This is a genomic window from Zavarzinia sp., from assembly GCF_041650655.1.
Taxonomy (GTDB): domain Bacteria; phylum Pseudomonadota; class Alphaproteobacteria; order Zavarziniales; family Zavarziniaceae; genus Zavarzinia.
The window spans coordinates 1-19,316 of record NZ_JBAZKR010000072.1 but is presented as its reverse complement, the minus strand read 5'-3'; the positions used below and the strand labels follow the sequence as shown (position 1 = coordinate 19,316).

Here is a 19,316-nt window from a genome sequence, read left to right as displayed (position 1 = left end):
GGCCGCCCGAGATGACGATGCGGGCCGCAGTCAGTTCCGGACGCTCCGACTTCGAGAGCTCGGCGCCGACGAAGGACGACAGGCCCGGATCGCCGGCGGGGGAAACCGCCTCGATCGCCGCCGAACCGGTCATGCCGACCGCCGGGAAGGCGGTGGTGCGCACGGTGATGACCTTCTTGGCGTCGGCCGACTGCACGGTCGCGAGCGCGTTGCCGGCATAGATCGGGCGGACGAAGGTATCGGCCGAGACCACCTTCACGATCTCCGAGATCTGCGCCACGTCGAGCAGGGCGGCGACGCGCGGCGTCACATTCTTGCCCGAGGTGGTGGCGGGGGCGACGATATAGTCGTAGGCGCCGCTGAGCGAGACGATCAGCGCCGCCAGCGGTTCCGCCAGGCGGTTCGCGTAGACCGCGTCGTCGGCGGTCAGCACCTTGGCGACGCCGTCGATCTTGGCGGCTTCGGCCGCCACGGCGCCGACGCCGGCACCGGCGATCAGGAGGTGGATGTCGCCACCGATCGCCTTGGCGGCGGCAACGGCGTTCAGGGTCGCCGGCTTCAGGCCAGCAGCGTCATTTTCGGCAAGGACGAGAATCGCCATCTCAGATCACTCCCGCTTCGGTCTTCAGCTTGGCCACCAGGGTCGCGACGTCGGGCACTTTGATGCCGGCGCTGCGCTTCGGGGGCTCCTCGACCTTCAGGGTCTTCAGGCGGGGGGTGACGTCGACGCCGTAATCGGCCGGGGCCTTCTCGGCCAGCGGCTTCTTCTTCGCCTTCATGATATTGGGCAGCGAAGCATAGCGCGGCTCGTTCAGACGCAGGTCCGAGGTGACGATCGCGGGCAGCTTCAGGGTCAGGGTCTCGAGGCCGCCGTCGACTTCGCGGGTGACGTCGATCGAGCCGTCGCCGACCACGATCTTCGAAGCGAAGGTGGCCTGGCCCCAGCCCAGCAGGGCCGAGAGCATCTGGCCGGTCTGGTTCGAATCGTCGTCGATCGCCTGCTTGCCGACGATCACGATGCCCGGCTGCTCCTCGGCCACCACGGCCTTCAGCAGCTTGGCGACGGCGAGCGGCTGCACTTCCTCGTCGGTCTTGATCAGGATGCCGCGGTCGGCGCCCATGGCCAGCGCCGTGCGGATGGTTTCAGACGCCTGCGCCGGGCCGATCGAGACAACGACGACTTCGGTCGCCTTGCCGGCTTCCTTGAGGCGGATCGCTTCTTCGACCGAGATCTCGTCGAAGGGATTCATGGACATCTTGACGTTGGCGAGGTCGACACCGGTATTGTCCGCCTTGACGCGGATCTTCACGTTGTAGTCGACGACCCGCTTCACGGGCACCAGGACCTTCATGGGAAATTCGCTCCGCCCTGTTCTCGGGAACTGCTTGATCACCAGGGCCGACGGGCCCGAGGGTCAGCCGGGACGACAGGGCCCGCAACAGACCCAAGCCACCCTTTGCCGCGCCGCACCATAAGAAGCGGCACCGGATCTGTCAACGAAGCGAACCGTCGCGGCCGTCCCCCGGAGGCCCGAAGACCGCCGTGGCCCGCCATAGTGGCAGGGAATCCACGCTTGGCAAGCGGTGAAGGGTCGCGCCTCAACGGTTGGCGCCGGGCACCCAGAGGACGTCCGCCGCACCGCGGTCGTTCAGATGGCGGGCCAGCACGAAGAGATGGTCGGACAGCCGGTTGACGTAGCGGAGTGCGGCCATGTTGATCGCCTCCGCCTCGGCCAGAGCGCTGATCGCCCGCTCGGCCCTTCGTGCCACGGTGCGCGCCAGATGGGCGAAGGCCGCCGCCCGCTTGCCGCCCGGCAGGATGAAGGAGCGAAGCGGTGGAATTTCCGCATTCATCACGTCGATCTCGCCCTCGAGCCGGGTCACCTGGGCGTCGACGATGCGGAGCGCCCCCTCGATTCCCTCCGGCGTGGCGAGATCGGCGCCGAGGTCGAAGAGATCGTTCTGGATGCGCACCAGCATGGCGTCCACCTCGGCCAAGTCCGCCGTCTCCAGCCGGATCAGGCCGATCGTCGCATTGAGCTCGTCGACCTCGCCGTAGGCCGCGACACGGATCGCGTGCTTGGCCACCCGGCTGCCGTCCACGAGAGAGGTCAGGCCCTTGTCGCCGCCCCGCGTATAGATCCGGTCGAGCTTCACCATCTCAGCGCCCCGAGAGATAGAGCGCCAGCATCAGGAGGGCCAGCGCCACCGCCTGCACCAAGACCCGCATCTGCATCAGCTTGTTGGAAAAACGCCGGTCGGGCCCGCCCTTCACCAGGACGACGATGCCCATGCCCAGCACGACGAGCAGGGCGACCATGACGACGGGAATGACGAAGGAAAGAAGTCCGGACATGCCGCCGGTATAGCAGGGCGCCGGAGCGGGGGAAACGCCTAAGCGGGCAGCAGACCGATGCCGCGGCGCCGGGCGGCAGCGGCCAATGCCTTGTCCAGGGTCGCGAGCATCAGGCCGCGACCGAGCGCGAGGTGCAAATAGGCACCGTCGTAGGCGGTCAGCCCCTCCGCCCTGGCCAGGTCGGCGACGGCAAGACCGTCGCCCGGCCGATGCGGGTCGATCTCAATCGGCAGGCGCTCGATCAAGGACAGGCGCCGCAGGGCCTCCGCCCAGGCGATGCGGCCGCGCCGCTCCGCCTGGATCAGAACATTGCCCACTTCGAGATGCCACAGGGCCGGCACGACAGCGCCTTCATTGCAGACGCGGTCGAGGATCGCCTCCGTGGCCGGGGTCGCCTCGTCCTCGAAGCACCAGGTCATGGCGATCGAGCAATCGACCACCAGGCTCATCGACGCCCCTCGTCCCGCAGCGCCCGCCAGGAGAGATCGCCGAGGCTTGTGCCCCGGCGCAGGTCTCGCAAGGCTTCCGCCGCCTCGACCGCATCGCGCTTGACGGCCTGTTCGGCGCCGATCAGCCGGGCGATCGGCTTGCCATGGCGGGTGATGACGACTTCCTCGCCCGCCGCCACCCTTTCGAGCAGCGCCGACAGACGGGTCTTCGCCTCGAAGGCGCCGACGACGAGCATGGTCATCTCCCGGATCGAAATTCTGGTTGAAAATATAAACCAGAATTTTCCGGTTACAACGCCGCCAACTCCTCCACCGCCTGCTCCATCCGCGCGATGTCGGCCGGGTTGGACAGGCGATGGTCGGCGCCCTTGACCAGGGTCAGGGTGGCGTCGGCCGATTCGAGCCGGCCGAGCAGTTCGGCCGAGAGCGACCAGGGCACGTCGGCATCGCTGTCGCCATGGATCAGGCGGACCGGACAGCGGATGGCGACCGGCCGGTCCAGAATCAGGTGATTGCGCCCCTCCTCGATCAGGCTGCGGGTGATCTGGTAGCCGTCGGGGTCGTAGGCCGAGGGATCGGTGACGAAGCCGTCGCGCGCCAGGGCCTCGCGCTGGGCCTGGGTCAGGCGTGTCTCGATCAGGCGGTGGGTGAAGTCCGGGGCGGCGGCGAGCGTGATCAACCCGGCCACCCGTTCCGGCCGGGCGACGGTCAGCAGGTTGGCGATCCAGCCGCCCATGGAGGAGCCGACGACGACCTGCGGCCCCTGCGTCACCTGGTCGAGGACCGCCAGCGCATCGTCCCGCCAGCGGCCGATGGTGCCGTCAGTGAATTTGCCGCTGGAGGCACCGTGGCCGAAATAGTCGAAGCGGGTGAAGCTGCGACCGGTCCTGCGGCAAAACTCATCGAGCGCCGTCGCCTTGGTGCCCGTCATGTCGGATTTGAACCCGCCGAGGAAGAGGACGCCGGGTGATTTCCCCGCCGCGGTGTGATAGGCGATCCAGTGATCGTCGCCACGCCCGAGTTTCCGGGGTGCGGCGGCGGTGAAAGGGGCGTCGGCGTCATTCATGAGCGATACATATACCGGCATCGAGGATGATGCCATGGCGGGCGAAGTGCCCCTGGGAAGGCTGCCCCGGGTGTTGCAGGTGCTGCCCGCATTGGGCGCCGGCGGCGTGGAACGGACGGCGGTCGATGTCGCGGCCGGGCTGGTCGCGGCCGGTGTCGATGCTTTCGTGACTTCCGAGGGCGGCCGCCTGGTGCATGACGTCGAACGGGCGGGCGCCAGCCACATCGTCCTGCCGCTGGCGACCAAAAACCCCTTCCGCATGCGCCGCAACGTGCGCCGCCTGCGCGAGGTGATCTGCAAACACGGCATCGAGCTGGTCCACGCCCGCTCGCGCGCGCCGGCCTGGAGCGCGCTGGCCGCCGCAAGGGCCGAGGGCCTGCCCTTCGTCACCACCTATGCCGGCACCTACAACGAGAATTTCCCGGGCAAGCGGCGCTACAACGCCATCATGGCGGCGGGCGACGCGGTGATCGCCAATTCGCACTTCATCGAACAGCACGTCCGCGAGCGCTATCCCGACGCGGCCGGCCGGTTGGTCACCATTCCGCGCGGCATCGACCTCCACGTCTTCGATCCCCATAACGTGAGCCAGGAACGGGTGATCGCCGTCGCCAAGGCCTGGCGCCTGCCCGACGGCCCGCCGGTGATCCTGATGCCCGGGCGCCTGACCCGCTGGAAGGGCCAGGGCTTCCTGGTCGATGCGCTGGCCCGGATGTCGCGGCGCGACTTCGTCTGCTTCATCGTGGGCGACGAGCAGGGCCGCAACAAATACCGGACCGAGCTCGAAGAGAAGATCAGCACGGCCGGCCTCGGCGGCATCGTGCGCATCGTCGGCCACTGCCGGGACATGGCGGCGGCCTATATGCTGGCCGACGTCGTGGTGGCGCCGTCGCTCGAACCCGAAGCCTTCGGGCGCATCCCGGTCGAGGCCCAGGCCATGGGCCGGCCCGTGGTGGCGACCGATCACGGCGGCTTCCGCGAGACCCTGATCCCGGGCGAGACCGGGCTTCTGGTGCCGCCGGGCGATGTCGCCGCCCTGGCCGCCGCGATCGAGGATGCGCTGCGCCTGGATGCCTCGGCGCGGGAGTCGCTGGCCCCCTATGCCCGCGCCCATGTCGCCGCCACCTGGACGGTGGAGCGCATGGTGGCGAGCACGCTCGACGTCTACCGCCGGCTGATGGCCGGGCGCTAGTTGCCGGCAAACACAGGTTTGCGCTTTTCCGCGAAAGCCTTCAGCCCTTCCTGGTGATCGGCCGAAGCCCAGCAGGCGGCGATGCGCCCGGCCGCGGCCTGCTTGTCCAGGTGGCCGCGGGCGATGCCGTTCAGGGTCTGCTTCATGCCCTGCACCGCCAGGGGGGCGAGGCCCAGGATGCGCTCGGCCAGGGTCTCGACCTCGGTCTCCAGCGCCTCGCGCGGCACGATCTTGTCGAGGAAGCCGATCTCGACGAGCTGCGGGCCGACGAATTCCTCGACCGAGAGCACCAGGCGCTTCGCCACGTTGAGGCCGAGGCGTTCGATCAGCCGGGTCAGGCCCAGCACGGGGTAATGAATGCCGAGGCGGGCCGGCGGCACGAACATCTTCATGCCCTCGACGCCGATCCGGAAATCGGCCACCAGGGCGATCTCGACGGCGCCACCGAAGATGCCGCCGTTCAGGGCCGCGATGACCGGGATCTTCAGATGCTCGAGCTTGTTCACCAGGGTCTCGAGCGCGCCTTCGCGCTGCTGCCCGCCGGCCAGATCGTTGATCGAGACGCCGGAGCAGAAGCTTTTCGCCGTACCGCCGGACAGGATCAGCAGGCGGACCTGGGGATCCGCCGCGATCTGGTCCAGATGGGCCCCGAAGCGCTCCAGATCGGCGCGTTCGAGGGCATTGTGCCGCTCCGGCCGGTTGAGCGTGATGGTGGCGCGGGCGCCTTCGATTTTCAGGAGAACGGTATCGGTCGTCATGGCCCGAACCCTAGCGAAGCCGACGCAGCGCAGCAACGCCATTGCAGGCTTGCGGCCGCCCCCCACATTGGCTATTAGAGGCGGCTCCAACTCCCAGGTCTGCCGGCGTAGCTCAGGGGTAGAGCAACTGATTCGTAATCAGTAGGCCCGCGGTTCAATTCCGCGCGCCGGCACCATCGCCAAATAATTGATTTAAAAGGGATTTCCCGCTTTCTCGGCGCCCGTTCGGGCGTGGACGGAACGAGAACGTTGGACTTTCGCTTCCTTTGCGTCTTCCCTGGCCGCCCTTGACTGGGCCCGGGAACGACCGGCAATGCTGGTTCATCCTGGACGAGGTCAATATCGACCTCTGGCCGACCGACCTTCGCCAACTGAAGGACCGTCCGGGAGAATTTCTATACGGCCGCCTGCGACCAGCGGAAAAAACGAAGGCTCGTGAACAGGCAGGCCTGATGAGCGCCCGGCCGAAACCGGGCGCCCAGTTCCTCAGCTATAGACGAATTCCGCACCGTCGAGGTCGATCGCGGGCAGGGTCTTGCGTTCCATCCAGTAATCCTGGGTGTGCTGCCATTCCGGCTTGTCGCCGCGCTTGGGCAGGAGGTGCATGGAGCGCATCAGATAGCCCGGGTTGAAATTATTCGGGTCCATCCAGGGCAGCAGCGGCATGTCCTTGTCTTCGGGGCGGAGTTTCACCTCGACCCGCTGCACGCCCTTTTCCTTCATGTGCTTGAGCAGGCGGCAGACGAAATCGCCGATCATGTCCGCCCGAAGCGTCCAACTCGCGCGGAAATAGCCGAAGATCCAGACCAGGTTGGGCAGGCCGGTGAACATCATGCCGCGGTAGGTCACCGTCTTCGAGAAGTCGAGCGGCTGGCCGTCCACGCTGAACTGGATGTCGCCGAGGACGGAGAGGTCGAAGCCGGTCGCGGTCACGATGATGTCGGCGTCGAGCTGCTTGCCGGACTTGGTGAGCACGCCGGTCTCGTTGAAAGTCTCGATCTCGTCGGTCACCACATTGGCCTTGCCCGCCTTGATGCCCTGGAACAGGTCGCCGTCCGGCACGAAGGCGACGCGCTGCTGCCACGGCCGGTACTTCGGGGTGAAATTGGCCTTCACCTCTTCGTCGCCGAGATAGGCGCGAACCCCGTTCAGCAGGAATTCCTTGGCCACTTCCGGCTGCTCGATGCAGACCTGTGTCAGTTCCGCCTGGTCCTTCAGGATCTTGCGCCGCGTGATCTCGTGCACCCAGGCGTCGTCGACCTCGAGGCCGCGCAGCAGTTCGGCCATGTCGTTGATGTTCTGGGCCGGCACGAAATAGGTCGGCGAGCGCTGCAACAGGGTGACATGCTTGGTCTGCCCCGCGATCGCCGGCACCAGGGTCGCCGCGGTGGCGCCCGAGCCGATCACCAGGACGGTCTTGTCCTTGTAGTCGAGATTCTCGGGCCAGGTCTGGGGATGCACGATGGTGCCCTTGTAGCGGTCCATCCCCGGCCAGGTCGGCGTGTAACCCTTGTCGTGGCGATAGTAGCCCTGGCACATCCAGAGGAAGGGCGTCTCGATCTGGAAGCTCTCGCCGCTCGCCAGATTGGCGACGTCGAGAGTCCAGCGGTTCCGCTCGCTCGACCAGGAAGCCTTGGTGATCTTGTGGCGATAGCGGATGTGCTGGTCGATGCCGTTCTCTTCGATCACCTCGCCCATATATTTCAGGATCTCTTCCGCGGTCGCGATGGGTGCCCCTTTCCAGGGCTTGAAGCGATAGCCGAAGGTGAAGAGATCACTGTCCGAGCGGATGCCGGGATAGCGGTGGGTGAGCCAGGTGCCGCCGAAACTCTCCAGCGTGTCCAGGATCACATAGCGGGTGCCCGGGCATTGGGTCTGCAGGTGATAGGCGCCGCCCACCCCCGAAATGCCCGCGCCCACGATCACCACGTCGAATTGTTCAGCCGGCGCGGTCTCCGTCTCGACCACGCGCGCCTGTGCTGCCGTCGCCATATCCTGGCCCTCCCGAATGTCTCCTCGTAGCGCCTAAAAGTTGACGCCTGCGTCATTTTTGACCGAGGTTCGAGCGGCAAACACTGATCTGGATCAATTCACCGCGTCGGCAATCCCGGTTTCGCTGCCTTCGGGAACGTCGCGCCAGACCTTGTCGTCGAGCGGGGCGATGGTGGGCGCCCGGCCGAGGGCGAAGCTCTGCTCCCGCACGATCAGGCGGTAAGCCTTGTCGAGGTCGAGGGCGCGGCGGGGCGAGGGATCGGTGAGCGGGCCAAGCCGGGTGGCGAGGCCGGCCAGCGCCGCCGGATCGGCCACGCCGCCGGGGAAGAAGCGGGCCAGCGCCTCCTCGTTGGCGCGGAATTCGTCGGCGCCGTGGTTCCTGGCGAGATAGGTCGCATATTCGCCGCCGCCGTCCGGCCGCGGCGGGTCCGGCTGGTCGCCCAGGGCATAGGCGGCGCTCCAGTGGAACCAGCCGCCGGCCGGTGCGCCCAACTTGCGGGGATAGGAGAAGATCGTGTCCGCCGTGCGCCCGACGCCGGCGTGACAGCCGGCACAGGCCAGGCTCTCCTCGTAGGTCTGGGGCCGCAGGAAGCCGGCCGCATCTTCGATGAAACCCTGGTAGCGCCAGCCGGTGCCGGTGGCGATGCCGGATTCGACGTCGCCCGCGAAATGTTCAGGCTCTTCCGGATTGTCGTGCTCTTCCCGGAGGTCGTTCATCGCCTGGTCGAGCAGGGAATGATAGGTCCGCCAGCCGAGCTTGCGGGCATAGCGGAGTTCCTTGACCCGCGCCGCGGCGCCGACCCGGCCTTCGGCGTCGACATCGAGATAACGCAGGCTATGGACGAATTCCGTGCCTTCGGGGAACAGGCCGGCGGCCAGATGGACCTCGCCCGCCGCGAGCAGGTCCCGGGCCTTGCCGACATAGGACATGGTGACGCCGTTCCGCGGGTCGAAGGCGAAGGCGATCCGGCTCGCACGACCGAGCGTGCCGTCGCGGTCGAGATCGACGCCGAGCGCCGCCTCGTCGACCGGCGCGATGGCGATATCGGCGCGTTTCACCAGGGCTTCGACGACGGCGAGGTTGACGGCATAGACGGTCCAATCCGCCGTGCCGTCGGCACGCTGGCGGAAGGCATCCGACAGGCGGATGAAGACGTCGTCGGCCGAGCCGTTCGAGGGCAGGAAGGCGCCCGGCAGCGGCAGGTAGCCATAGGCGCGCCAGCCGTTTCGCGTGCCGTCCGGCAGGCGGTCGTAACCTTCGGCGTCGACGTCGAAATAGATGTCCGGGACATAGCCGGACCAGGCGCCGTCACCATTGATGTCCCAGCCGGCGGGCGGATGGGACAGGCGCGCGGCCAGTTCCGGCCGGCCCTGGCCGTCGTGGTAATTGTCGGCCCGGACATAGGCCAGGATCTCGTCGTCCGCCACCGCGGCGACGGCCGCCCGGCGGTCGACGAAGAGATTGGACCAGGCGTTGTGCAGCGCCGGTTCCGGGAAATCATAGGCGGTCTGCAGGGCACCATCGTCGATATAGTTGGGGGCCGCCGACGACAGGTGGCAGACGTAGCAGGGATTGTGGACCTGCCCATCCGTCTTGGTCTTCGTGTAGCACTGGGGCGGGATGAAGGCGAAGGGATTGGCGGCAACGCGCGAGCGCAGGTCCTGCGCCTCGCCCGGCGGCGTGGCCGCGAGGCCGACGGCGGCCGCGATCATCGCGGCCGCCGCGGCGGATGCGGCGTAGGGCAGCCGCCGCATCGTCTCAGTCCAGCTTCGGGAAGGGACCGATGTAGCCCAGATAGGCCTTGGCATCGGCCGGCTGGCGGAGCTGCTTCTCGTCCGACTCGCCGTAGGGGTGCTGCACCACGCTCATCAGATAGCCGTGGCCGCCGACGTTCGGATAGACGTAGACCGAGGTGGTTTCCGAGCCGTAGGGCGTCGTTTCGATCCGGGTCAGCTTCTTCGTGGCGAGGTCGAGCGACCAGACCGCGTCGTTCTGGTGTCCGGCCTCGGTGTCTTCGCCGATGATCAGGGTGTTGCGCCCCGGGACATAGGAGATGTTGTCCGGATTGGCGAGACCATCTATGTCACAGGCGTTGCCGGCGAAGGGGCTGTCGTCGCCGTATTTCGCGGGCTTGCCGGTGATCAGGCCCTTCATGTCGGTGGCCACGAACTTGTCGTCGAGGCTCAGCTCGTAGACGCCGCCGCACAGGTTGTAGGGCACCTTGATGTGATTGGCCGAGGGCACGTCGAAGGCCGTGCTGGGCTTGCCGTTCTTCATGCTGTCTTCCATGCCGCGGCTGATCTCGGAGATCGCGACATAGAGCTTGTGATGGTCGGGATCGTAGGTGATGCCCTCTTCCTTGCGGATTTCGGTGGTCGCACCCTTGATCGCCGCGAAGCGGCGGGTTTCGAGGCGGGATGCCGCCAGTTCCATGCCGGGCTTCAGCTTCAGGCATTCCTCGACCGCGTTGGCGGCGGAGGCCGTGAAGCCCTCGGGGCAGGTGCCTTCCTTGGAGATTTCCGCGCGCTCGAAGATATCCGAGAATTTCAGGCCCTTGTCGATCAGGGCCTTCACCTCGGCCGAGCCGGCATGGCCGAGGTCGATCCAGCCGAGCTTGGCGGCGCCGCCGTTCTCGGCACTGGTCTGGTGCCACTGCATGGCATAGAGGGTGCCGGCGTCGAGCTTGCCCGCCTCGTCGGCGACGAAGCGGAAGAGGCCGACGTTGGCGCCGTCGTCGGTCATATAGACCGTCTTCTTGTCCGGCATGACATAGCCGAGTTCGTGCGAGATGCGGCCCATGGCGTAATGCTTGACGCCCGTGCCCTTGCCGTCGTCGCCGACCGAGATTTCCGTGATGTAACCGTAGCGGTACGGATTGAACACGGCGCGGAAGCCGTCCATGGTCGGGTTCTTCGCCGGGTCCATGGCGTCATAGCCGAAATAGAGCGCCATCGGCTTCGGATAGGCGTCGAGCTTGGTGATATCGGTCGTCGTCTCGATCACTTCGGCGTCCGGCTCGTATTCCTCGGAGCCGAGGTGGCTGCCCCAGGGCGTGACCGAGCCGGCGCAGGGAACCCAGAGGCCGCCGTCGGCCGCGAAGGAAACCGGCGAGGTCTCGACCGCCTTCAGCTCGCCGTTCGGGCCGTCGGCCGCCAGTTCGGTGACATAGACCGCGGCCGGCCGGGTCTCGAATTGGGAGACCACATAGGTCTTGCCGCCCTGGGTGAGCAGCGAGGAGAAATCGATGTCGTTCGAGATCATCGGGGCGCCGTCGGCGCCGACGATCGGCTTGCCCGCCTGGTCCAGGACCTGGCCGAAGATGCCGCTGCCGATCTTGTCGCCCGAGCGCACCAGGGTGGTGAAGCCGATGGTGTATTTCTTGCCGTCGACCGTCACTTCGGAGGTGGCGCGGACCTCGCGCTTCTCCTTGTCCGTGGTCGGGGCCGACACGGGATCGAAGGAAAGGGGATCGGCGGCGAAGGCATGGCCGGCGGAAAGGGCGACGGCGGCCGTCGTGGCGAGCAGCACGAGTCGGGTCATGGCGGGGCTTCCTTGGCAATCGGGCGGCGGTTGCGGGGGCCGGCAGTCCGGCCGCGCGATCACCTTATAGGATCGCTCGGAAACAGATTTGTGACGTCGTGGCCGGCCGGCTTCGCGGGAGCGCCGCGATGAACCTGCAATATTGATGTCTCAAACATCAATAATCACCGTTGAAATCCGATTGCGGCGGGTCTAGGAATCAATGATCAGGACTCACGAGGGGTCATGATCACCGCTACCCAATTGCGTGCCGCACGCGCCCTGCTCGACATCGACCAGAAGGATCTGGCCGCGCTGGCGGGGCTTTCCCTGCCCACCATCCAGCGCATGGAGGCGAGCAACGGGGTGGTGCGCGGCAATGTCGATTCCCTGGTCAAACTGATCGACGCCCTGACCGCAGCGGGCGTCGAACTGATCGCCGACGAGGCGCCGAGTGCCGGCGGCGGGCGCGGCGTCCGCCTGCGCAGCACCGCCCGAGCGGCCGAGAGTGCGGGGAACTGACCATGGCGCCGACGCCGGTGATCCTGGAACTCTGGGCGGTCGCGGGCTTCCTCGCCCTCGCCCTTCTCGCCATCGCGCTGCACGGGCGGGACGGCGCGACGCGCATCGTCTATGGCGGCACCCTGGCGCTTTCCCTGGCGGCTACGGCCGTCGCCGGGCTGGCCCTGGGGGCCGCGGCCAGCGCCACCGTGCTGCCGGTCGGCCTGCCCTGGATCGGCGCCCATTTCCGCGTCGACGCGCTCTCCGCCTTCTTCCTTCTGGTGATCGACCTCGGGGGGGCCGCCGCCTCGCTCTATGCCCTCGGCTACGGAAGGCACGAGCACGAGCCGGGGCGCGTGCTGCCCTTCTTTCCCGCCTTCCTGGCCGGCATGAACCTCGTCCTGATGGCGGACGACGCCTTCGCCTTCCTGGTCGCCTGGGAATTCATGTCGCTGTCGTCCTGGGCGCTGGTGATGGCCCATCACGCCGAAGCCGGCAATGCGAGGGCCGGTTACATCTACATCCTGATGGCGAGTTTCGGCACCTTCGCCCTGCTGCTCGCCTTCGGCCTGCTGGCCGGGCCCGAGGGCCATTATGATTTCGCGACGATCCGGGCGACGGCGCCGGGGCCGGTGCTGGCCGGCGCCGTGCTCGGCCTCGCCCTGCTGGGCACCGGGTCGAAGGCCGGCCTGGTGCCGCTCCATGTCTGGCTGCCGCTCGCCCATCCCGCCGCCCCTTCCCATGTCTCCGCCCTGATGAGCGGGGTGATGACCAAGGTCGCGATCTACGGCTTCGTCCGCATCGTCTTCGACCTGCTCGGCCCCAGCATCTGGTGGTGGGGCGTGCCCGTGCTGGCGATCGGCGGCATCACGGCGACGGTCGGCGTGCTCTATGCCCTGATGCAGGACGATCTGAAGCGCATCCTGGCCTATTCGACGATCGAGAATATCGGCATCGTCTTCATCGCCCTCGGCCTCGCCCTGGCCTTCCGGGCCAACGGACTGGCCGGGCCGGCGGCGCTGGCCCTGACCGCCGCCCTGTTCCACGTCTTCAACCATGCCCAGTTCAAGAGCCTGCTGTTCTTCGGCGCCGGTGCCGTGCTGACCGCGACGGGCGAGCGCCAGCTCGAGAAGCTGGGCGGGCTGATCCACCGCATGCCGAAGACGGCGGTCGTCTTCCTGGTCGCCTGCGGAGCGATTTCGGCGCTGCCGCCGCTCAACGGCTTCGCCTCGGAATGGATGGCGTTCCAAGCCATTCTCTTGAGCCCGGAACTGCCGCAATGGGGCCTGAAGCTCGCCGTGCCGGCGGCCGGCACCCTGCTGGCGCTGGCGGCTGCGCTGGCGGCCGCCTGTTTCGTCCGGGTCTTCGGCGTCGCCTTCCTGGGCCGGCCGCGCAGCAAGGCCGCCGCCGAGGCGCGGGAGGTCGACGGTTTCTCGATCTCCGCCATGGCCATCCTGGCCCTGGTCTGCCTTGCCGCCGGCATCCTGCCCGGCCTCGCCATCGACGGGCTCGGCCCGGTGATGGAGCAACTGGTGGGCGCCCGCATGCCGCGCCAGCTCGACCAGAGCTGGCTCACCATCGTGCCCGTGATGGAGAGCCGGAGTTCCTACAACGGCCTTCTGGTCTTCGGCTTCATCGTCGCCTCCGCCTCGATCGCCGCCTTCGTCATCCACCGCCTGGCTTCCGGCACGATCCGCCGGGCGCCGCCCTGGGACTGCGGCTTCCCCAATACCGACCCGGCGACCCAATATACCGCGGCGAGCTTCGCCCAGCCGATCCGCCGCGTCTTCGGCGCCAGCCTGTTCAGAGCGCGGGAGACGGTGGACATGCCGGCCCCGGGCGATCCCCGGCCCGCCCGCCACACGCTGGCCTGGCGCGATTTCGCCTGGGAGCTGATCTATGCCCCGATCGGGCGGACCATCGGCGGCATCGCCGACCGGGCCAACCTCCTGCAGTTCCTCACCATCCGCAGCTACCTCAGCCTGGTCTTCGTGGCGCTGATCTCGCTGCTGCTCCTGCTGGCGATATGGTCATGACTCTCGGCGACCTGATCACCCAGGGCACCCAGATGGCCCTGGTCCTGGCCCTGGCGCCGCTGCTCACCGGCTTCGTGCGCAAGGTGAAGGCGCGGCTTTTGCGAAGGCAGGGGCCTTCGCTGATCCAGCCCTACCGCGACCTGCTCCGCCTGATGAAGAAGGAAGTGGTGCTGGCCGAGAACGCCTCCTGGCTGTTCCGCGTCTGCCCCTATCTGATCTTCGCCGCGACCTGGGTCGCCGCCGCCCTGGTGCCGACCTTCGCCACCGGCCTCACCTTCTCCTGGACCGCGGACCTGATCGCCATCATCGCCCTGCTCGGCAGTGCACGCTTCTTCCTCGCCCTCGCCGGCATGGACGTCGGCACCAGTTTCGGCGGCCTCGGCTCCAGCCGCGAGGTGATGATCGCCTCGCTCGCCGAACCGGCGACCATCATGATCGTCTTCACCTTGGCCCTCGTCGTCGGCTCGACCCAGCTCTCGACCATGGCCAATGCCATGCTGTCGCCGACGATCGGGCTTCGCGTCTCCCTCGGGCTCGCGCTGATCGCCCTGGTGCTGGTCGCGATCGCCGAGAATTCGCGCATCCCGGTCGACAATCCAGCGACCCATCTGGAACTCACCATGGTGCACGAGGCGATGGTGCTGGAATATTCCGGCCGCCATCTCGCCGTGATCGAGCTCGCCGGCCAGCTCAAGCTCCTGCTCTATGTCTCGCTGATCGCCTGTATCTTCACGCCCTGGGGCCTGGCGCCGACCGGCGCCGGGCTCGAGGAGAAGCTGGTGGGCGCCGGGCTCTATGTCGGCAAGCTCGCGGTCGGCGGCCTGCTGCTCGGCATGTTCGAGACCTCGGTCGCCAAGATGCGGGTGTTCCGGGTGCCGGAATTCCTCGGCGTCGCCTTGATGCTGGGCCTGCTCGGCACGCTTCTCCTCTTCGTTTCGAGGAGTATCTGATGGGCCATCTTCTCTTTGACGTCGCTCATCTGCTCGCCGGCGGGCTCGTGCTCCTGAGCCTCGTCCTGCTCTACCAGGACCGGCTGAGTTCGCTGCTCAACGTCTTTGCGCTCCATGCCGTGGTGCTGGCCGCCTCTGTCTCCTGGCAGGCCTTCGCCCAGGCCGCGCCCCATCTCTATGTCACGGCGGCGATCGCGCTGCTGTTCAAGGCGATCATCATTCCGGTCGCCCTGCACCGCATGATCACCCGCCTCGGCATCCACCGCGAGATCGAGACGGCGGTCAGCGTCGGGCCGACCATGCTGGCCGGCATCGCCCTGGTCGCGCTTTCGATGGTGGTGATGCTGCGGGTGACGCCGGGGGCCGATCCGCTGGCGCGGGAAGACCTTGCCTTCGCCCTCTCGGTCGTGCTGCTCGGCTTCCTCATGATGGTGACGCGGCGGAACGCGGTGAGCCAGGTCGTCGGCTTCATGTCGCTCGAGAACGGGCTGATCCTGGCCGCCACCGGGGCCAAGGGCATGCCCCTCGTCGTCGAGATTTCGGTCGCCTTCTCGGTCCTGATCGCCTTCATCGTGATCGGCATCTTCCTGTTCCGCATCCGCGAGCGCTTCGACACCGTCGACGTCAACGCCCTCGACCGTTTCCGGGGAGAGCAGCGATGACCCTGTTCGGGCTCGGCGCGGTCACCCTGATCCTGGCGATTCCGGCGACCAGCGCGGTCATCCTGTTCCTGCTGCCGTCGTGGCGGATCTCGTCGCGGCTCAACGTCGCCGCCGCCCTGCTCACCTTCATCTCGGCGCTGTCGCTGCTCTGGCAGCGGCCGGCGCCCGAGGCCTATATCCTGGTCGACGAGCTGAACGTCGTCTTCGTCGTGCTGAACACTTTCGTCGGCTTCACCACGAGCGCCTTCAGTGCGAGCTACATCGCCCACGAAGTGGAGACCGGGCGGCTGAACAGCCTGCACCTCCGCTTCTATCACGCCATGTACCAGGCCCTGCTCTTCGCCATGAACCTGGCCCTGGTCGCCAACAACATCGGGCTCATGTGGGTGGCGATCGAGATGGCGACGCTGACCACCGTGCTCATGGTCGGCCTCTACCGCACCCATGCGGCGATCGAGGCGGCGTGGAAATATTTCATGCTGGGCAGTGTCGGTATCGCGCTCGCCCTGTTCGGCACCATCCTGGTCTATATGGCGGCGAGGCCGGTGGTCGGCGAAGGGCTGGAGGGCATGATCTGGACCTCGCTGATGGCGCGGGTCTCGGAATTCGACCCCGCCCTGCTCAATGTCGCCTTCGTCTTCCTGCTGCTCGGCTATGGCACCAAGGTCGGCCTCGCGCCGCTGCACGCCTGGCTGCCCGACGCCCATGCCGAAGGGCCGACGCCGATCTCCGCCGTGCTCTCGGGCCTGCTGCTCAATGTGGCGCTCTATGCCGTGCTGCGCTTCAAGCTGCTGCTGGCCGCCAATACGGGCGCGATCGCGGCGGGTCCCCTGCTGATCGTGATGGGCCTCGCCTCCCTCCTGCTGGCGGGCTTCATGCTCTACCGCCGGCGGGACATCAAGCGTCTCTTCGCCTATTCTTCGATCGAACATATGGGGATCATCGCCTTCGCCTTCGGCGTGGGCGGTCCCCTGGCCAATTTCGCCGGCCTGCTGCACATGACCATGCACAGCCTGACCAAGTCGGCGATCTTCTTCGCCGTCGGCCACATCGTGCAGGCCAAGGGCACCCAGAAGCTGGCCGACATCAGGGGCCTCACCGCCAGCCATCCCGCCCTCGGCTGGTCGCTCGTACTCGGCGTCGTGGCGATCGCGGGGATGCCGCCGCTCGGCATCTTCATGAGCGAATTCCTGGTCGTCAGCTCGACCTTCGCCACCCAGCCGCTGCTCGCCCTGCCCCTGGTCGCCGGCCTGCTGATCGCCTTCGGCGCCCTCATGATGCGGCTCCACGGCATCGCCTTCGGCCCGCCGAGCGAGAACAATGCGCCGGTGAAGGCATCCTATCTGCCGATGCTCGCCCATCTGGCGCTGGTGCTGACCGCCGGCCTCTATCTGCCGCCGCCGCTGGTCGAATGGTTCCAGCATGTCGCGCGCGTGCTGGGCTAGGGGGAGCGGATGTCGACCCTGACCCAGGCCCTGTTCTCTGCCCGCCCGACCGGCGACCAGCGCCCCTGGCCCCGCTTTGCCGTCGATGCGCCGGCCTGGCAGGCGCTGGCGGCCGGCCTCGGCGAGGGACGCGGCCGTTTCCTCGGCCTCTGGGGCGAGGCGGCCGCGGTCCATCTCGCCCTGTTGCCGGAGGCCTCGGCCGAGCCCTTGGTGGTCACGCTGGACTGCCCGGAAGGTGCCTATCCTTCGGTCGCCCATCACCATCCGCCGGCCGGCCGGCTGGAACGCACGATCTTCGACCTGACCGGCCTCACCGCCTCGGCCTCGCCCGACCGGCGGCCCTGGCTCGACCATGGCCGCTGGGGCCTGCGCCACCCGCTCGGCGCCCATCCCGACCCGGCGGAGAGCCTGCCGCCCTATGTCTTCCTGCCGGCCGAGGGGCGCGCCCTGCACCAGATCCCGGTCGGCCCCGTGCACGCCGGCATCATCGAGCCCGGCCATTTCCGCTTCACCGCCGCGGGCGAGACCGTGGTCCGGCTCGAAGAACGGCTCGGTTACGTGCACAAGGGGATCGAGGCCCTGATGGCCGGCAAGACCCCGGCCGAGGCGGCCAAACTGGCCGCCCGCACCTCGGGCGACAGCACGGTCGCCTATTCCTGGGCCTTCGCCCGCGCGGTCGAGGCGGCCCTCGGCGTCACGGTGCCGGAGCGCGCCCTGTTGCTGCGCGCCCTGATGGCGGAGCTGGAACGCCTGGCGAACCACTTCGGCGACATCGGGGCGATCTGCAACGACGCCGCCTTCGCCCTCATGCTGGCCCATTGCGGCGTCTTGCGCGAACGGGTGTTGCGCGCCGCCGCTGCCTGTTTCGGCCACCGCCTGATGATGGACGCCGTGGTACCGGGCGGCGTCGCACTTGCCGACGGCGCCCTCGACCTCTCGCCCGTGCGCGCCCTGATCGACCATGCGGCCAAGGCCTTCCCGCCCCTGGTCAAGCTCTACGACGAGACCGCTTCGCTGCAGGACCGGACGGTGAAGACCGGCATCGTGAAGCCGGCCTTGGCCCGCCTCTACCACCCCGGCGGTTACGTCGGCCGCGCCTCGGGCATCGCCTTCGACGCACGGCGCGAGATTCCCTATGCGCCCTACGACCGGCTGAACTTCGAGGTGCCGGTGCTGACCCAGGGTGATGTCAACGCCCGGATCTGGATCCGCATCCGCGAAGTGGAACAGAGCCTGTCGCTGATCGGCCAGATCCTCGCCGCCCTGCCGCCCGGCGGGCCGGTGCAGGTGGATCTGCCGACGGTGGCCGAACCGCGCGAGGGCCTGGCCCTGGTCGAGGGCTTCCGGGGCGATGTCCTGGTCTGGCTCCGCCTGGACGGGCAGGGCAAGGTGGCGCGCTGCCACCTGCGCGATCCTTCCTGGTTCCAGTGGCCGCTGCTCGAAGCGGCGATCGAGGGCAACATCGTGGCCGACTTCCCCCTGTGCAACAAATCCTTCAACTGCTCCTATTCGGGGCAGGACCTCTAGGGGGCGGGCGATGCGGCGGCTCCTGTTCGACACGTTGACCAAGCCGGTGCTGACCGAAGCGCCGCCGGCCGCCGATGCCACCGCCCTGGCCGAACTGGCCGCAAGGATCGACCATGCGGCGCGCGCCCGCCTCGGCCGCAGCCTGTCGATCCGCGAGGTCGACGCCGGTTCCTGCAACGGCTGCGAGCTCGAGATCCACGCCCTCTCCAACGCCTTCTACGACGTCGAGCGTTTCGGCCTTCGCTTCGTCGCCTCGCCCCGCCATGCCGACGTGCTGCTGGTGACCGGCCCGGTCACCCACAATATGGCCGAAGCCCTGAAACGCACCTATGACGCCACCCCGGCCCCAAAATGGGTGGTCGCCGCCGGCACCTGCGCCCTCGACGGCGGCGTCTTCGCCGGTTCCTATGCCGTGGCCGGCGGGGTTTCCGCCGTGCTGCCGGTCGACCTGCACATTCCCGGCTGCCCGCCCACGCCCGTGGCCCTGCTCTCCGGCCTGCTCGCCCTGCTGACCGACGCTTCCGAGCGCTGATCCCCCCACCCGACCGGCGGGCCGGGGGAAGTCCGGCCGCGCATCGTCTGGAAAATCTGCCTTTCGTCGTCATCGCCGGGCTCGACCCGGCGATCCACGCCTTTTGGCCCAGCGCGGTGTTCTCATCGATGGCCGTGTCAGGCACGGCCATGACGACCGAGGGGACAACTCAAGCGCACAACTGAGGCTCGTCCCGACGTGGATGCCCGGGACGAGCCCGGGCATGACGAATGCGCGCGGAGGGACCGGCGATCGCGAGCGATCATTTCTGCCGATCGAAAAATCTTGACCATTTGATCAGGTTTTGCACACCATGGAGCGAGCGATAAA

18 protein-coding genes, 1 tRNA gene and 1 pseudogene are annotated in these 19,316 nt (G+C 67.7%); 9 read left to right on the top strand and 11 right to left on the bottom strand.

The genetic code is table 11. The features are described 5' to 3' along the window. The 7 genes and pseudogenes from WC493_RS15860 to WC493_RS15830 all read right to left on the bottom strand — a co-directional run. Nucleotides 1-601 (bottom strand): annotated as a pseudogene (locus WC493_RS15860) (electron transfer flavoprotein subunit alpha/FixB family protein); the annotation flags it as partial. A gap of 1 nt (nucleotide 602) precedes the next feature. Next, nucleotides 603-1,352: an electron transfer flavoprotein subunit beta/FixA family protein gene (locus tag WC493_RS15855; RefSeq protein ID WP_373066503.1), complete on the bottom strand. Its 750-nt coding sequence runs from the start codon at nucleotides 1,350-1,352 to the stop codon at nucleotides 603-605. Nucleotides 1,353-1,599: 247 nt separating this feature from the next. Further along, nucleotides 1,600-2,160, bottom strand: a complete 561-nt coding sequence (locus tag WC493_RS15850; RefSeq protein WP_373066502.1) for a cob(I)yrinic acid a,c-diamide adenosyltransferase — start codon at nucleotides 2,158-2,160, stop codon at nucleotides 1,600-1,602. Between the two features lies 1 nt (nucleotide 2,161). Further along, complete coding sequence (locus WC493_RS15845; RefSeq protein WP_373066501.1) at nucleotides 2,162-2,356, bottom strand: twin transmembrane helix small protein; 195 nt, start codon at nucleotides 2,354-2,356, stop codon at nucleotides 2,162-2,164. Nucleotides 2,357-2,394: 38 nt separating this feature from the next. Then, a complete protein-coding gene (locus WC493_RS15840; protein ID WP_373066500.1) occupies nucleotides 2,395-2,805 on the bottom strand; it encodes a type II toxin-antitoxin system VapC family toxin in 411 nt (136 codons plus the stop codon). Next, nucleotides 2,802-3,041: a type II toxin-antitoxin system Phd/YefM family antitoxin gene (locus WC493_RS15835; RefSeq protein ID WP_373066499.1), complete on the bottom strand. Its 240-nt coding sequence runs from the start codon at nucleotides 3,039-3,041 to the stop codon at nucleotides 2,802-2,804. Before WC493_RS15835 ends, WC493_RS15840 begins: the two co-directional genes overlap by 4 nt. A gap of 53 nt (nucleotides 3,042-3,094) precedes the next feature. Further along, nucleotides 3,095-3,871 (bottom strand): alpha/beta hydrolase, encoded by a 777-nt coding sequence (locus WC493_RS15830; RefSeq protein WP_373066498.1) that lies wholly within the window; start codon nucleotides 3,869-3,871, stop codon nucleotides 3,095-3,097. Between WC493_RS15830 and WC493_RS15825 the strand changes: the two genes are divergently transcribed. Continuing rightward, the gene (locus WC493_RS15825; RefSeq protein ID WP_373066497.1) at nucleotides 3,870-5,063 is read left to right on the top strand and encodes a glycosyltransferase family 4 protein; all 1,194 of its coding nucleotides are present in this window, start codon (nucleotides 3,870-3,872) and stop codon (nucleotides 5,061-5,063) included. The genes WC493_RS15830 and WC493_RS15825 overlap by 2 nt on opposite strands. On the opposite strand, the gene WC493_RS15820 is transcribed toward WC493_RS15825, so the two are convergent. Continuing rightward, the gene (locus WC493_RS15820) at nucleotides 5,060-5,821 is read right to left on the bottom strand and encodes an enoyl-CoA hydratase/isomerase family protein (protein ID WP_373066496.1); all 762 of its coding nucleotides are present in this window, start codon (nucleotides 5,819-5,821) and stop codon (nucleotides 5,060-5,062) included. The genes WC493_RS15825 and WC493_RS15820 overlap by 4 nt on opposite strands. A 101-nt stretch (nucleotides 5,822-5,922) precedes the next feature. Between WC493_RS15820 and WC493_RS15815 the strand changes: the two genes are divergently transcribed. Then, nucleotides 5,923-5,997 (top strand) — tRNA-Thr (locus WC493_RS15815). 310 nt (nucleotides 5,998-6,307) lie between these two features. Here WC493_RS15815 and WC493_RS15810 read toward each other — a convergent pair. The 3 genes from WC493_RS15810 to WC493_RS15800 all read right to left on the bottom strand — a co-directional run bounded on the left by WC493_RS15810 (nucleotide 6,308) and on the right by WC493_RS15800 (nucleotide 11,354). Beyond that, nucleotides 6,308-7,813 (bottom strand): flavin-containing monooxygenase, encoded by a 1,506-nt coding sequence (locus WC493_RS15810; RefSeq protein WP_373066495.1) that lies wholly within the window; start codon nucleotides 7,811-7,813, stop codon nucleotides 6,308-6,310. A 93-nt stretch (nucleotides 7,814-7,906) separates the two neighbouring features. After that, the gene (locus WC493_RS15805) at nucleotides 7,907-9,568 is read right to left on the bottom strand and encodes a hypothetical protein (RefSeq protein ID WP_373066494.1); all 1,662 of its coding nucleotides are present in this window, start codon (nucleotides 9,566-9,568) and stop codon (nucleotides 7,907-7,909) included. Between the two features lie 4 nt (nucleotides 9,569-9,572). Further along, entirely contained in the window at nucleotides 9,573-11,354 is a 1,782-nt protein-coding gene (locus tag WC493_RS15800; RefSeq protein WP_373066493.1) for a PhoX family phosphatase, read from the bottom strand. Between the two features lie 225 nt (nucleotides 11,355-11,579). On the opposite strand from WC493_RS15800, the gene WC493_RS15795 reads away from it, so the two are divergent. The 7 genes from WC493_RS15795 to WC493_RS15765 are packed head-to-tail and all read left to right on the top strand — an operon-like array spanning nucleotide 11,580 to nucleotide 18,986. Beyond that, nucleotides 11,580-11,855: a helix-turn-helix domain-containing protein gene (locus WC493_RS15795; protein WP_373066492.1), complete on the top strand. Its 276-nt coding sequence runs from the start codon at nucleotides 11,580-11,582 to the stop codon at nucleotides 11,853-11,855. 2 nt (nucleotides 11,856-11,857) lie between these two features. Further along, entirely contained in the window at nucleotides 11,858-13,870 is a 2,013-nt protein-coding gene (gene hyfB, locus WC493_RS15790) for a hydrogenase 4 subunit B (protein ID WP_373066491.1), read from the top strand. Beyond that, a complete protein-coding gene (locus tag WC493_RS15785; protein WP_373066490.1) occupies nucleotides 13,867-14,820 on the top strand; it encodes a respiratory chain complex I subunit 1 family protein in 954 nt (317 codons plus the stop codon). Before hyfB ends, WC493_RS15785 begins: the two co-directional genes overlap by 4 nt. Continuing rightward, nucleotides 14,820-15,482, top strand: coding sequence for a hydrogenase-4 component E (locus WC493_RS15780; RefSeq protein WP_373066489.1), 663 nt, complete (start codon nucleotides 14,820-14,822; stop codon nucleotides 15,480-15,482). Before WC493_RS15785 ends, WC493_RS15780 begins: the two co-directional genes overlap by 1 nt. Continuing rightward, complete coding sequence (locus WC493_RS15775) at nucleotides 15,479-16,927, top strand: hydrogenase 4 subunit F (RefSeq protein ID WP_373066488.1); 1,449 nt, start codon at nucleotides 15,479-15,481, stop codon at nucleotides 16,925-16,927. The genes WC493_RS15780 and WC493_RS15775 overlap by 4 nt, the downstream gene beginning before the upstream one ends. A 9-nt stretch (nucleotides 16,928-16,936) precedes the next feature. Then, complete coding sequence (locus tag WC493_RS15770) at nucleotides 16,937-18,454, top strand: nickel-dependent hydrogenase large subunit (RefSeq protein WP_373066487.1); 1,518 nt, start codon at nucleotides 16,937-16,939, stop codon at nucleotides 18,452-18,454. 10 nt (nucleotides 18,455-18,464) lie between these two features. Further along, nucleotides 18,465-18,986: an NADH-quinone oxidoreductase subunit B family protein gene (locus WC493_RS15765; protein WP_373066486.1), complete on the top strand. Its 522-nt coding sequence runs from the start codon at nucleotides 18,465-18,467 to the stop codon at nucleotides 18,984-18,986. Nucleotides 18,987-19,316 lie beyond the last annotated feature (330 nt).

Coding starts and splice junctions, on each gene's coding strand:
- WC493_RS15855 (WP_373066503.1), bottom strand. CDS start 1,352: ATGAAGGTCCTGGTGCCCGTGAAGCGGGTCGTCGACTACAACGTGAAG.
- WC493_RS15850 (WP_373066502.1), bottom strand. CDS start 2,160: ATGGTGAAGCTCGACCGGATCTATACGCGGGGCGGCGACAAGGGCCTG.
- WC493_RS15845 (WP_373066501.1), bottom strand. CDS start 2,356: ATGTCCGGACTTCTTTCCTTCGTCATTCCCGTCGTCATGGTCGCCCTG.
- WC493_RS15840 (WP_373066500.1), bottom strand. CDS start 2,805: ATGAGCCTGGTGGTCGATTGCTCGATCGCCATGACCTGGTGCTTCGAG.
- WC493_RS15835 (WP_373066499.1), bottom strand. CDS start 3,041: ATGCTCGTCGTCGGCGCCTTCGAGGCGAAGACCCGTCTGTCGGCGCTG.
- WC493_RS15825 (WP_373066497.1), top strand. CDS start 3,870: ATGAGCGATACATATACCGGCATCGAGGATGATGCCATGGCGGGCGAA.
- WC493_RS15830 (WP_373066498.1), bottom strand. CDS start 3,871: ATGAATGACGCCGACGCCCCTTTCACCGCCGCCGCACCCCGGAAACTC.
- WC493_RS15820 (WP_373066496.1), bottom strand. CDS start 5,821: ATGACGACCGATACCGTTCTCCTGAAAATCGAAGGCGCCCGCGCCACC.
- WC493_RS15810 (WP_373066495.1), bottom strand. CDS start 7,813: ATGGCGACGGCAGCACAGGCGCGCGTGGTCGAGACGGAGACCGCGCCG.
- WC493_RS15805 (WP_373066494.1), bottom strand. CDS start 9,568: ATGCGGCGGCTGCCCTACGCCGCATCCGCCGCGGCGGCCGCGATGATC.
- WC493_RS15800 (WP_373066493.1), bottom strand. CDS start 11,354: ATGACCCGACTCGTGCTGCTCGCCACGACGGCCGCCGTCGCCCTTTCC.
- WC493_RS15795 (WP_373066492.1), top strand. CDS start 11,580: ATGATCACCGCTACCCAATTGCGTGCCGCACGCGCCCTGCTCGACATC.
- hyfB (WP_373066491.1), top strand. CDS start 11,858: ATGGCGCCGACGCCGGTGATCCTGGAACTCTGGGCGGTCGCGGGCTTC.
- WC493_RS15785 (WP_373066490.1), top strand. CDS start 13,867: ATGACTCTCGGCGACCTGATCACCCAGGGCACCCAGATGGCCCTGGTC.
- WC493_RS15780 (WP_373066489.1), top strand. CDS start 14,820: ATGGGCCATCTTCTCTTTGACGTCGCTCATCTGCTCGCCGGCGGGCTC.
- WC493_RS15775 (WP_373066488.1), top strand. CDS start 15,479: ATGACCCTGTTCGGGCTCGGCGCGGTCACCCTGATCCTGGCGATTCCG.
- WC493_RS15770 (WP_373066487.1), top strand. CDS start 16,937: ATGTCGACCCTGACCCAGGCCCTGTTCTCTGCCCGCCCGACCGGCGAC.
- WC493_RS15765 (WP_373066486.1), top strand. CDS start 18,465: ATGCGGCGGCTCCTGTTCGACACGTTGACCAAGCCGGTGCTGACCGAA.